The 13,090-nt window shown below is 43.8% G+C and carries 10 protein-coding genes; 4 read left to right on the forward strand and 6 right to left on the reverse strand.

The genetic code is table 11. The annotated features are described in order from the left end of the window. Positions 1-493: 493 nt before the first annotated feature. The 3 genes from ACTTJ8_RS10085 to ACTTJ8_RS10095 all read right to left on the reverse strand — a co-directional run bounded on the left by ACTTJ8_RS10085 (position 494) and on the right by ACTTJ8_RS10095 (position 3,289). Positions 494-871, reverse strand: a complete 378-nt coding sequence (locus ACTTJ8_RS10085; RefSeq protein ID WP_442721095.1) for a type II toxin-antitoxin system VapC family toxin — start codon at positions 869-871, stop codon at positions 494-496. Then, positions 868-1,095 carry a DUF2281 domain-containing protein gene (locus ACTTJ8_RS10090; protein WP_442721096.1) on the reverse strand — a complete coding sequence of 76 codons (228 nt, stop codon included), beginning with the start codon at positions 1,093-1,095 and terminating at the stop codon, positions 868-870. The genes ACTTJ8_RS10085 and ACTTJ8_RS10090 overlap by 4 nt, the downstream gene beginning before the upstream one ends. Before the next feature lie 376 nt (positions 1,096-1,471). Further along, positions 1,472-3,289, reverse strand: a complete 1,818-nt coding sequence (locus ACTTJ8_RS10095) for a glycoside hydrolase family 35 protein (RefSeq protein WP_442721097.1) — start codon at positions 3,287-3,289, stop codon at positions 1,472-1,474. Positions 3,290-3,506: 217 nt separating this feature from the next. Here ACTTJ8_RS10095 and ACTTJ8_RS10100 point away from each other — a divergent pair, with 217 nt between their 5' ends. Both ACTTJ8_RS10100 and ACTTJ8_RS10105 read left to right on the forward strand, forming a co-directional pair. Continuing rightward, the gene (locus tag ACTTJ8_RS10100) at positions 3,507-4,418 is read left to right on the forward strand and encodes an alpha/beta hydrolase (RefSeq protein ID WP_442721098.1); all 912 of its coding nucleotides are present in this window, start codon (positions 3,507-3,509) and stop codon (positions 4,416-4,418) included. 8 nt (positions 4,419-4,426) lie between these two features. Next, complete coding sequence (locus ACTTJ8_RS10105) at positions 4,427-5,713, forward strand: peptidase U32 family protein (protein ID WP_442721099.1); 1,287 nt, start codon at positions 4,427-4,429, stop codon at positions 5,711-5,713. Between the two features lie 134 nt (positions 5,714-5,847). On the opposite strand, the gene ACTTJ8_RS10110 is transcribed toward ACTTJ8_RS10105, so the two are convergent. The 3 genes from ACTTJ8_RS10110 to ACTTJ8_RS10120 all read right to left on the reverse strand — a co-directional run bounded on the left by ACTTJ8_RS10110 (position 5,848) and on the right by ACTTJ8_RS10120 (position 10,221). Continuing rightward, a complete protein-coding gene (locus ACTTJ8_RS10110) occupies positions 5,848-7,866 on the reverse strand; it encodes a hypothetical protein (protein WP_442721100.1) in 2,019 nt (672 codons plus the stop codon). 94 nt (positions 7,867-7,960) lie between these two features. After that, positions 7,961-8,404, reverse strand: coding sequence for a hypothetical protein (locus tag ACTTJ8_RS10115; protein ID WP_442721101.1), 444 nt, complete (start codon positions 8,402-8,404; stop codon positions 7,961-7,963). Beyond that, positions 8,401-10,221 (reverse strand): hypothetical protein, encoded by a 1,821-nt coding sequence (locus ACTTJ8_RS10120; RefSeq protein ID WP_442721102.1) that lies wholly within the window; start codon positions 10,219-10,221, stop codon positions 8,401-8,403. Before ACTTJ8_RS10120 ends, ACTTJ8_RS10115 begins: the two co-directional genes overlap by 4 nt. Before the next feature lie 581 nt (positions 10,222-10,802). On the opposite strand from ACTTJ8_RS10120, the gene ACTTJ8_RS10125 reads away from it, so the two are divergent. Continuing rightward, on the forward strand, positions 10,803-12,134 hold the full coding sequence (locus ACTTJ8_RS10125) for an ATP-binding protein (protein WP_442721103.1): 1,332 nt from the start codon (positions 10,803-10,805) through the stop codon (positions 12,132-12,134). A 204-nt stretch (positions 12,135-12,338) separates the two neighbouring features. Then, positions 12,339-13,090, forward strand: a 752-nt coding sequence (locus ACTTJ8_RS10130) for an Rpn family recombination-promoting nuclease/putative transposase (protein WP_442721104.1), incomplete at its 3' end; no start/stop codon positions are given.

A 13,090-nucleotide genomic window follows, 5' to 3' on the forward strand; every position in this document is an offset into this window, starting at 1 on the left:
TCTTTTTTTTGTCTTTTGGCTGTCATCTTTACTTCTCCTCATAGAGTATATTCTTGTCAGCCATTTACACAATTCTTTTTACAGGACCTCGCTGAAGACAAGTTTGACCGGTGTGAAACTTGTTTCTGCTTAATACGCGCGGCATCCATGCCAACGTTTAAGCGGCAATGCCGCTTAAACTTGCAAGTTTTGCAGAGGCAAAACATTGCTACTGCAAATCCTCAACGTATACAGAACATCCAAGGATGTACGGGGTATAAATCAGACCTGCGCTTTATTTTTGTTCGCGTCTTGTATCTGCTCGCTCTATTTGTGTCTAGGATAATTCTGCAGAATGGACAAGGATGTCCGCGGCGCTATACGGCAGCGGTATTTTTGCCTGAACTTATTTGAGCTGGGTACTGAGAATGCCTACCTATTCAACTGACGCTTAACCTGCATTTGTGCCTTGTCCGCAATGTCAGGTTGAAGCGGGTGTTAGGTCTATTTTGTTTTACCAAAGAGTTTTTACATCATACAACGGAATCTTTGTGTCTTTTGTAACAATCGTTAAATTATTTTCTTGCGCCATTGTAATTAGAAGTCTATCAAATGGGTCCCTGTGAATATCAGGCAAGTTTTTTATTAATTCCAAAGATTTACCAGAAACTAAAAGTTCTGCAAATTCTTCTTCCTTGCAGGCATTTATAATATCTTGGATTGAATTTCTATACTGAAGAAGATTACGGGTCTGTTTTATCGCAATTTCCCATAATGAAACTTTACTGTAGTAGCAAAATTCATTATTGATTATTTCTCTAGCCGTTTTAGATAGATTTTCACTATCAAACAAATACCAAAGAAGTGCATGCGTATCTAAAAAATATTTCACATATACTCCTTAAAATCTTCCAATGGTTCGTCAAAAGCTGGCGACATATAGAAATTTGGTTGCTTTAAAATGTCCGGACGACGATTAGGAAATCTTTTTGCAGATTGTTCATGTTGTTTTTTATAGAGTATTTTGTATTGCAAAAGTTCTAAATAATTATACACTTCATTCATGTATTCATCCGGAATTGTCTCCAGTTTTTCCTGAACGGCAGTTAACGGCATACAGTCTCCTTAATATTTTTAATATAGCACAAATTGTCATGTTTTTCTATGATTGATTGAATATAATCAAGGAAATCAATCTTTGAATCACATCTGTCTATTATCTGTTTATTGAACTCAGTTTTAAGCATTTTACAGGTTTTAAAGTTAAGAATATCCATAAAATACTCAAAAAAAATTGTAATTTTTTCTAAAAATGTCATAATCCATTAAAAAATGTGGGATTGAACCGCTCTCTAAAAAACAAAAATATGTACTGCAAGAATCCGCTATCTTATACTTGAATGTTTGTGCAACAGTATTATTAACAATAGGTGGCGCTGTGCGCCATCAACCTAACAGTGATTCATGGAGCGCTGCCGTTACGTGTTGGTAATTACTGCTCCGGTGCCGGTTCACCCAAATCCGGTTCCGCAGAAAGATAGATACGCTGCTGTTGTGTTCCGTGTAATTCAAACACGATAACAGTGTTTTCTCCGCGGTGCAGCAATGGTGCAGGAATGTAGAAGCGTTTTTGCGGTCCGATATTCCAATACCGCCCTATGTTAGTATTATTCACAAAGATAACACCCTTTGTCCAGCCGCTCATATCGATAAAGGTATCGCCTGTTTCTTCGAGGGTAAAGGTAAACCGGTAGAAGGCAGGCATTTCATCACAGGCTGAAGCAACCGGAGCTGCGGCTGTGTGTTGCGGCTGCTCCTGCGGTTTAACTGCTGCAAGCGGTGCAAGTGTTTCCAGCGGAAGCGGAAAATGTTCCCAGTTAAACAAACTCTGATAGTCGAGATACACCCCTTTTGTAATGCCTTTGGTATCAAACATCTCGGCACCGTAGTTAATTCTGCCCATATTCTCTACAAGGATTTCTAGTACACCGCTTTCCCCCGCAACCTTAATGGACATTGGTTCGGTATCATTGCGGTAGAGGGTGCCGAGATACTGCCGTGAGCCGCCCGCATCCGGGGTAAAAAAGACCTGAGCACGATCCCGCAAGCCTTTTATCGTCAGTGCGCCCGGCTCTCTCCGATCCCGCAGCTTTGTCCGGTACAGCATAAATCCGTAGTCTTGTCCCGCCTGTTCCATGGTCAACGGATAGGCTGAGCTGAGCGGTTGTGACAGAACCGGCAAGGCGGTAAAAAGATCAATACAGGCTGGATGCAGTATAGTACCCGGCTCTATACGGGGTGCAGGCGGCGGCACCGGATCCGGTATCACCTTCGTGTATTGTATAATCGCATCTCTGATTGCCGTAAATTTAGGGGTAAGTCCGCCCCACTCACTTACCGGACAGTCGTAATCATAACTGGTAACAGTCGGTTCATACTGCGTACTAAAATTTGCTCCGCTATAAAAGCCGAAGTTAGTGCCGCCATGGAACATATAAAAATTTACCGAAACTTTGTGCTCCAGCATCCACCGGAAGGCTTCTGCAACAACCGCTGCATCCTGAGTATGGTGCGGCTCCCCCCAGTGATCAAACCAGCCGTTCCAAAACTCGGTAACCATATCCGAGGCTTCCGGAAAAAAGCGATGAAAACACTGAAAGGATTCTGCCGGTTTCGAGCCGAAATTCACCGTAGGCAATACACCGGGAATCGTGCCGCCGCTTAGCATCAGCGGTGTTGGTCCGTCGGAAGTAAACAGAAGAACATCAATACCTTCATCTTCCATGTCTGTTTTGAGCCATTGGAGATATGCAGTGTCGTTTCCAAAGCTGCCGTACTCATTTTCAATCTGCATAGCGATAACCGGTCCGCCGTGTGTACTTTGGAGCGGCACCAGCCGGGGAAGCAGCTCATGATAATACGCGCGAATGTAATTGAGGTAGGGTTCGCAGCAGCAGCGGATTTTCAGTGTGCTATCCTGCAGCAGCCAAAAGGGGAGGCCTCCTGCTTCCCATTCTGCACAGATATAGGGACTTGGACGGATGATAACATACAAGCCCAGCTCTCCTGCGAGTTTGATAAAGCGTTCTATGTCGGCATTGCCGGTAAAGGTGAATACCCCCTTTTGCCGTTCGTGAAAATTCCACGGAATATAGGTCTCCACCGTGTTCAAGCCGGCTGCTTTTACTTTGCGGAGTCTGTCTTCCCAGTATTCAGGCACTACCCGAAAGTAATGCACCGCCCCCGACAGAATCTGAAAAGGCATATCATCTAAAAAAAATTGATTGTGTTTTACTGTAAGTTTTTTCATAAGATTATCTCTGTAAGTACTAGTTTATAGATATTAGACCAGTTCAAAAACGGAAGTTTCCGAACTAGTTTATTTTATAAGAAAACCTTTACATGCTGCAAGGTCTAAGTCAGTATAAATGTATCAGCGCTTTGGAGGCATGGCTGAAACTCTTTCCGGCTCCGCATTTTTTCTTTTACCACTGGAATTATCTTATGATATTCTGTATACTTGCCCGATGGCTGAAATAGCATATAGTTCCTTACATCAAGTTCAAAAAGCTTTTAGAAAAACACTTTATTCTGCAAAAACACCGCTCAGTGTTATCCGGGAAGAGTATGATGCTTTTTTTTATTCACCCCATATTCCAAACAACACTGATATAACGCATGAAACGATGGGCTCCGTACCCGTGGATATTTTAAAACCGGAGGTTGCCGCTGCAAACCGTGTTATCCTTTATACACATGGGGGATTTTTTATCAGCGGTTCGTGCAAGGCAGCCCGGAATTTTTGCGCTTCTTTTGCTCACGAATGTGCGTGCCGGCTCTTTTTACCGGAATACCGGCTGGCACCTGAATATCCCTTCCCCGCAGGTTTAGAAGATATTTTCAGCGTGTATTACCGTATGATCAAGTACGCTGCTATTGCGCCTGAGTCAATTATCCTTGCCGGGGACGGTGCAGGAGCTGCATTGACAGTTGCTTTAATGCAGAAACTGAAAGAAAGAGGGCTGCCGCTGCCTGCTGCACTCGCACTTATTTCTCCGTGGCTTGATCTTTCCTGTGCCTCAAAAGAAATGCACGCTTTACGGAAACGTGATAAGTTTTTATCAAAAGAGGCATTGATCGGCGCTGCCGGACGCTATACTACCGTTGATAACGTGCAAAACCCGCTTGTTTCTCCGCTCTGCGGTTCATTCAGCGCTTTCCCTCCAGTGTATATTCAGTGCGGGAGCGAGGAACTGTTGGCGGCTGATGCTGCTGCATTGGCACAAAAAATCGAACTTGCAGGCGGTAGTGTTCAGTTGGATATATGGCAGGGAATGTGGCATTTTTTTCAGGCAATGGATGCGCAAGCAAAAGAAGCTCATTTAGCGGTAGAAAAAATGGGACACTGGATACAGGCGCTGTTTGCGGAGGATGCATAATGCACACAATGGAATTAGTATCGCCTGCGGGCAATCTCGAAAAGCTTCAGTATGCATGGGAGTATGGGGCGGATGCTGCGTATATCGGACTAAAAAATTTTTCGCTCCGTGTAAAAGCCGATAATTTTTTTACCGATGAATACAAAACCATCAGCGCGCTCAAAGCCCACTATGCACAGCAAGGACAGCCGAAAAAATTACTGTGTGCGCTCAATATTTCTTTTCATAATGATGATCTCAAAGCTTTTTTAGCAGAAGCCGATTATTTCAAGCTCTATCCTATCGACGCTTTTATTATTCAAGATATTGGAATGGTTTCTGTACTGCGCAAGCATTTTCCGCACATACCGCTTCATTTAAGTACACAGGCAAATTGTATCAACTACGAGGCGGTACGGGTATATCGTGATCTCGGCTTTAAACGGATTGTGCTGGGGAGGGAAGCCTCTATCGCTGATATAGCCGAAATAAAAGCGCATGTTCCGGAAATGGAGCTTGAGTGCTTTGTGCATGGGGCAATGTGCATTGCGTATTCGGGGCGCTGTCTTATCAGTGCTTACTTAACCGGGCGTAGTGCCAATGCAGGCGCTTGTACACATTCTTGCCGATGGGACTATTCGCTTTTAAGCAAGCAGAATACTACATCCGCGGACTCAGACAGGGAAGAAGATTTTCCGCTTGTAGTTGAAGAAAAAGAACGCCCCGGTGAATACTTTCCGGTAGAAGAAGGGGAGGGGTATACAGCGCTTTTTTCATCTAAAGATTTGTGTATGATCGACTATCTTGCGGATATGCAAAAGGCTGGTGCCGATGCGCTCAAAATCGAAGGGCGGATGAAAAGTCTCTATTATACAGCATTAGTTACCCGTGCATACCGAAAGCGGCTTGATGCCCTCCAAGGCAAGATTACGGAAGCTGAAGCCGAACCTTTTGTGCAGGAATTATATAATACGGCGCACCGTGCATTTGGAACCGGATTTTATTTTTCCAAGGATGATGCAAATAAAACCACCCGAGGAGAATCAAAATCCCCGTATTTTATGGCTGGTACGATCGGCAAACAGATCAGCGCCAACCGCTATGAATTTATTGCTATGAACAAGATTACAGTGGGTATGCCCTTGGAGTATATCGGACCCGACATCTGTGCTGTGGAAGACATCGCCTATACCCTCCTTGATCCCGAAACGGAAGAACACCGGGAGTGGGTATGTCATGGGCATCCCTGTCTTATTGAAACCGCTATCCCATTACGCAGCGGTTTTATCGTGCGCTCACGGGGTTCTATAACTTGAGCGTAAAGACCGAACAGCTCTCTGAAGAAAATACTTCATTCTCATTGCGCAGTATATGAGAATGACCCTTCTGCACAAATAAAAACGGGGAACCGCCGTATTCGGCAGTTCCCCAATGGTTTTGTTAGGACAGATTAGTACAAATCAATGATATAGGTTTGTGAGCGCATCTGATGCGTGGCGGTGTCCTTAGCCATCACTTTTAATGTAAATGTTTGCGGAGTGTAGTCACCTGTCGAAAATTTACAAACATTGCCAGCTGCTGGGATATTTACTATGCTCATCAAACCGGCACCGGGTGCAAAGTACGCTGTACAGTGTAAATCATCGTACTCCGGCGTTGAAGCTAATCCATCAAATTGAACTGTAATCCACATCACCTTACCCCCCTCAATCTTTGGAACAGGATAATGCCCCGAAGCATCCGGGGTAATAGTCGTATTTGTACTACCTGATTCTTCGTCGTAGGTAATCTTTATCTTGGTTTTCGGAATATCCTGCGGTGCAGGGAGCGGGGTTACCGTACCTGCAAGACTGGAGCCGAAATCAGCCTTTACAAAAACATTTTCATGCTTATATATACCGGTAGACCCGGCAGGCACAGTAACCGTCACCTCCTGTCCATTATTCGGGTTAAGCCACTTCCTCCATTCGAGTGTTGTAGGCGGAGTTGTGGGTATTTCCCTTATGAGCGTACTTACTCCTGTCAACGGTACCGTATTTAAAGGTTTAATATCCAGAAATGGGGTTGCAGTTCCCGTATAAGAATCGTATTTTACATACACACCGGTAAACGTGTTATTTGCAGTCGGCGTTGCAGCATCAAGGATGAGTTTTCCTCCGTTCAAATCATATTTAATACGCCGTCTATTGATGTGGCTCAAACCACCTGTACTCATAAGGGTACAGTTTGCAGGCGGTGTAGGATCAGGAGTGTTAACTCTTTCAACCCATTCGCTTTCACCAATGTAGTTATGCGCACGAATGCTTACCTCATACACCTTCCCCAACTGGAGTTTAAGCGTACAGGTTTCGCTTCCGTATGCAAGGCTGCCGTCATGCCGGATTGGAGATGCCAAAAAATCTTCCACGGTGTTATTCGTTGCCTTAAAGCCGTAAATCTTTTCAGCAGCAGTGGGAAAAGTTGTTCCATCATCGGAAGAAGTTTTAAGCATCAGTTCATAGTTTGTTTCAAATCGGGAAGGTTTCCATGTAAGCTTTACATAGTAATAATCCGGCTCTTTATCCTCACTGTTGTCCTTCAGATACGCTCGAAGCTCTTTAGGTTTGGTCGGCTTTTTATTCAATACATCCAGTTCGCCGATTGCTTGAACAAGATCATTTCCGGGATATACAACGATAGTATCACTGTAGGAACCAATCGGTATAAAATGAGATACAGTTCCCTTATAGAAAATCATACGGTACTCATACGCACCGGGGTTAAGTGTTATTTTAGGAGTTGTCTGCTCATACGTAAAAGGGAAAGGACTGGTTGCAGAAGACGGCACATCTTGAGCTAGCTTGGCATTTGTATTTTTGGGTGAATCGTCAATATCCGTATATTTTTCTACGAATTCTCCTGTGTACAAATTATAAATACCAATTTCGTAATGGGTACACACCCTATCAGTGTCTTTGACGGTTCCCGTTACCTTTACTGTTCCCGGTGTTGTGAGTCCCTTGACAGACATTTTGAATTCAGGTTTTGCATTTCCCATTGTTAAATCAACTGTGCAATGTCCTACCAGAACAGGTTTATGATGGGAAGCAGCTGCATTATACCCTTTGTAGGCGGTCAAGGTTAAATCCCATACGTATGCACCAAGCTTCAATTCAAATTTATGAGGTGCAGTCGATAATGAAATTTGTTTCTCGATGACCTCGCCGCTGTTTGACTTTCCGGTAAGAATAAAAGTTAGACTTGGGTTATCAGGAGTAAACGGTGCATTCGGCAAAATACTACGGGAAGCGGGATTTTGCGCTTCTTTAATCATCTCATCATACTGCGGTGGTATATCCGTAACGGAAAAGGTTACGGTACTTTCGGCGCTGCCGTCTCCCGCCATACGCCCGACTAAGCTATCCGAACATCCGGCAATGAATAATGTTAAAACTGCAAGTACAGCTACATATCTGTGTTTCAATCTCATACAAACCTCCTTTATTAAGATTGAAAATAGGACATCTTACGCACTATGATATTTTGCAAGATGTGCTTCCTTTTATACATAATCAGACTGGCTCTCAGTCTGCTGCATATAAAACCAAAACGGCGGTATCGGAATAAATCTTTCCTTTATACTTTACCGTAAGGGTAACATCATATAAGCGGCTTTTACCGTCGGTTGTAAGCACCGCGTTGTGGAGTTTGGTGTCCGGGATATAGATATTCAACCGTCTACCCGTTCGTGTTTCGTGCAGATTTTTTCCACCGACATCGGTAATTTTCCATTCATACCTTTCACAGCCGAGAGGAGCGGTCAGCACGAGCGTATGTTCAATATCAACTTTATAGAGTTCTTGCAGCATTAACGAGGCATTACCAGTCTCAAGAATATCTTGAGTAACGGCAGGCGTTTTCTCAAAATGTTTATTGTAGTCGTTGAGGACATCCTGCGGAGTAGTACAGGATAGAAAAAGGAGAGCAATACTGAGTGCTGCCGCAACAAAAATAGACTGTTTTATCATACTGCTTCCTTCTCTGCTTTAGGCTTCCTTTTAAAATCGATCCTGCCGCCCAGCGTAATTTCCGGAAACAATTTCCACAGTGAATCATAATTTAAAGCTACAGCAAATATAAAAAATTTCACACTGATACCGGTTGTCAACCTACCGCCGTAGGAAAAAAACGGTTTTGAAGCAGCTGCTTTCGGTTGCGCAAGCGTACTCAACCGTGCCGTCACCGCGGCTTCTTCAAACAAAACGGCATAACCGCGGCGGTCTAACACAACCTCTATGCCGACAGGAGCATATACTTCTCCCATCCATAAAAACGGGGGCGCAACCGCTTTGCCGTTAAAGTCTTCGTACTGAACAGGAAACGGCCGTTTAGGAAGCGCTATATGCGCACGTAACCCTACACCAACATATACTGGTGCGGTAAAGTACGTATTTCGGTACGCAATATCAGCGCCAAAAAGGTATTGGAAGTTTGTCTTTTCCGGCTGTAAAAAACCCGCAAGTATCGAAGCTGTAAGAAAATGACTTTTCTCATTTTTAAGCGCGGCTTTAAACGTTTTCGCCGCTTCCGGCTGCTCTTCTGCAAGCGGAGTCTCCTGTGCAGGCTCTTCTTGAACCGCCGGACTGTCTTGTTTTTGCGGCAGTGCCGGCTCTTCAACTCCTTCCGTAACAGTACCCTGTTGTCTGTATTCTGATGCTTTGTTTTCCGTAACACCATCCTGCTGCTTGCGCTCCGGTGTTTTGCCGTCGGAAGCAGCGTTCTGTTTTTCGCGTACCGCTGTTTTGTCTTCCGTAACAATATCCTGTTGCTCAGGCTCTGGAGTTTTATCTTCGGGTTTCTGTTGGGCTTCAAGGTTCAGTTTGTATACCGCACCGCTTGCACAGCCTACAAAAGCCGCTTTTTCGGTATGGCAAAAATCAAAGGCAGTGATATCGGATGTGTCTGTTTTAGGGAGCCGCATCACGCCGACGGGATTTTGCATCTGGATGCTGTAGATGACGATTTCATTGCTATCATTTAAAACTGCAATGGTGTCGGGATCGGACAAGGGAAGCAGCGCACGAATCGTTCTTCCGGTATTGATGCCCGTAACCTTTTGCCCCTGCAAGTTTGAAATTCTCAAAGATTCTTTATCTTCCAGACTGATAACAGATGTGCTATCAGCAGTGAAATAAACCGGTATTGCTGAGTCAGTATATACGTTATCTATATATCCTGCTTGCTTGGAATTGGCGCAACTCCATATATATGCAGCCCCGTCTTTGGAAACGGAAGCAAGGTGTTTTTCATCATTACTAAATTCAAGTCCGTAGATTGCCGATTGATGCCCTTCGACCGTTCTCGTAATCATATCTTGTATAAAGCGTAACTTAAAATGAATTTGAATTGAAAAGTCCGTAAATGCAGCTGCGCTGTAATTCGTATGTTTGCTGAAAGCGTTACACGTGATCGTTTTGCCTTCTGCATAGTCGGTTAGTAGATATTCTTCAGTTTTACCGTATATTTTCTTATTGTCTGATGAGCGCCGGCACAGCAAAAATCTTCCCGTATGCGTCATGGCGATTAAAAGTTCACCGTTTTGTTCTTGGTAAAAAAGGCTTCGGTTAATAGCCTCATCGCGTACACTGGAAATCAGTATATAGCCGGATGTGTTATAGGTTGAAATAGCAGAAGAATCGGATGCGGCTAAAATAGTGTCATCGGCATTTACGGAAAGCGACGTAATAGGCTGTTGTAGGGTAATGACCTGCGCGGGTAATGCCGTGCAACAAAACAAAAGGTAATAGCACAGTGCAAATGCGAAGAGTAAGGCTGTTCGTTTCATTGACGGTATCAGTGACACCGCCGCTCTGTACGGAATGGAAAAAACTTTATTGAAATACGATTTCAGCTGGGAACTGGGAACTGGGAACTGGGAAAATTATATCGCCGGTTACGTGCATGTCAAGAGCGCGCATGGTTTTTGGTTGTGCGGAAGATAGCCGGTTATGCCGTAATCCAGTGATACATTTCAACATAACACTATTATATAACCAAATATGGGATAAGGCAATAACATCAGAGCAGAAATTTTGCAGTAAAGATATAAGGTTATATTTTATAATGATTTATGTGAATTATTCTATATTTATAGCAAGTTATTATCATACGGTGCTTTAGACTGTTATAATGCGGAATTCGGTTTGGCAGAGATGCTCTTGTTTCAAAACGAGATATTGTGATAAGTTGTTAAGGTATGTACTAAAGGCTGTTTAGTGCATTTTTTTCAATTTTGCTGAACAATTAAAGTGAAGTTTTTAGAGCTTCCCTCCTGCACCGTAAGAATGTCAACCGCCTCAAATATTTCCAGTGCGGTTGCCATAGCTATTGCGATGATAGTATTAATCTATTGAAAAAGGAAATAACATGAACGAAGCAGAAAGAAAAGTTCCGAAACGGATTGCGCAGACAGTATTGCATTCTTTAAAAGGCGGTGTTGTGCCCCGTATCGGGCTGCCTTATATCACTGTCGGAAGAAAAAATGAAATCCAAGCCTTGCTGCATGATGTTGATATTATCGCCGAAGGCGGCGCTTCATTCCGCTTTATTGTCGGGCGGTATGGAGCGGGGAAGAGTTTTTTACTGCAAGCTATCCGAAATTATGTGATGGATCGCGGGTTCATTGTTGTGGATGCAGACCTGTCCCCGGAGCGGAGACTGCAAGGAACGCGGGGGCAGGGGCTTGCAACTTATCGCGAGTTGATCGGGAATCTTTCCACAAAGACAAAACCGGAGGGCGGTGCACTCACGCTGATATTGGAGCGGTGGATCAGCAGCGTGCAAAGTGAAGCCTTGCAAGAAAGCGGGCTTCAACCCGGAGACCCGGCACTGACTGAGCGTGTCGATCAAAAGATTTACGCGGTAACCGCTTCGGTGAGCGAGCTGGTACACGGTTTTGAGTTTGCTCAATTACTTTCAGCCTATTATCATGCCTACCTCAAAAGCGATGATGAAACGAAAGCAAAAGTAGTGCGGTGGTTCCGGGGTGAATATGCCCTCAAGCGTGAAGCAAAGGAAGAACTCGGTGTCAATATCATTATTACGGATGATGACTGGTACGAGTATCTCAAGCTCTTTGCAACATTTTTCCGGCTGGCGGGTTATTCCGGCATGATGATTATGATCGACGAACTCGTCAATATTTATAAAGTCCCCAACTCCATCACGCGCCAGTACAATTACGAAAAACTCCTCACCATGTACAACGACACCTTACAGGGGAAGGCAAAATACCTCGGTATTATCATGGGGGCAACACCGCAGGCGATAGAGGATAAGCGGCGCGGTGTGTACAGCTACGAGGCGCTCCGCTCCCGTCTTGCAGAGGGGAAGTTTTCTAAGCCCGGTGCACGGGACTTACTTGCGCCGGTAATCCGGCTTGACCCGATTACTGCGGAAGAAATGCTGATTCTCTGTGAAAAACTCGCTGCGATGCACGCAGGTCTCTATGGCTATGAACAGAAAATCACCACAAATGACTTGGCTGGGTTTATCAAAATTGAATATGAGCGGATCGGTGCCGATGTGCATATCACCCCGCGTGAAGTAATCCGGGATTTTATCGAGTTGCTGGATATTTTGTATCAAAATCCGGAAATGAGCATTATCGAGTTGCTAAACTCCGATACATTTTCGTACGCAAAGTCTGATGCAGTATCGGACACCACCGATGAAAACTATGCCGAGTTTACGATTTAAGGTGAGTGCGCAGCAGAGCGTACTGCTTAGGTTCACCCTTACTTTAATCACTGCGTTCTTCGCGTACTTTGCGGTTTTATTTTTAATTAACCGCAGAAAGCGCAAAGGAAAAGAAACCGCTTGTGATAAGGTACTATCATGACCATCAAAGATTGAAAGAGCCGCTTTGTTTTGCTATAGTTCAGGTATAAGGATGGTATTTCAATGAATAAAAGCTTTGACGATTTGAGTATCGTTGATGATTATATGTTTTATCGCGTTATGGAGGACACTGACATTTGTAGAAAACTTCTGAATATTGTTCTACGTGATAAAGTTGAACCGATAACGGAGATAGAACTACAGAAAACGATTGCAGATGGCGGAGGTGCAAAAGGCGTACGTTTTGATGTATGGGCTAAAAGCAAAAGTGGTACTATTTATGATGTAGAAATGCAGGCTATTAACAAAAAAGATTTGGCAAAACGTATTCGATATTATCAATCGGCAATAGATATTAGTGTGTTAGAAAGAAATCAGCCGTATGAAAATCTACCTGAGCTATTTATTCTGTTTTTTTGTACCTTTGATTATCTCAATAAAGGACTGCCTGTTTATACATTTCATACAATCTGTAACGAAGATAAAACAATACGGCTCGCTGACGGGATAACAAAGATAATGGTTAATAGTAAGGATGCAGAAAAAGAAGTAAATCCTGAATTAAAAGCGTTTTTACATTATATGAATGGAAAAGTAAGTAGTGATCCATTTATCCAAAAAATAGAACAACGAATAAAAGGGATAAAAGAAAATGAAACGCTAAGGAGAGAATTTATGCTCATTAATAATTTTGAACGTGATGCACGGAACGATGGATGGATAGCTGGAATGCAGCAGGGGCTACAGCAAGGAATGCAGCAGGGAATGCAGCAGGGAATGCAGCAGGGAATGCAGCAGGGAATGCAGCAGGGAAT

This window comes from Treponema sp., from assembly GCF_052169735.1.
GTDB lineage: Bacteria > Spirochaetota > Spirochaetia > Treponematales > Treponemataceae > Treponema.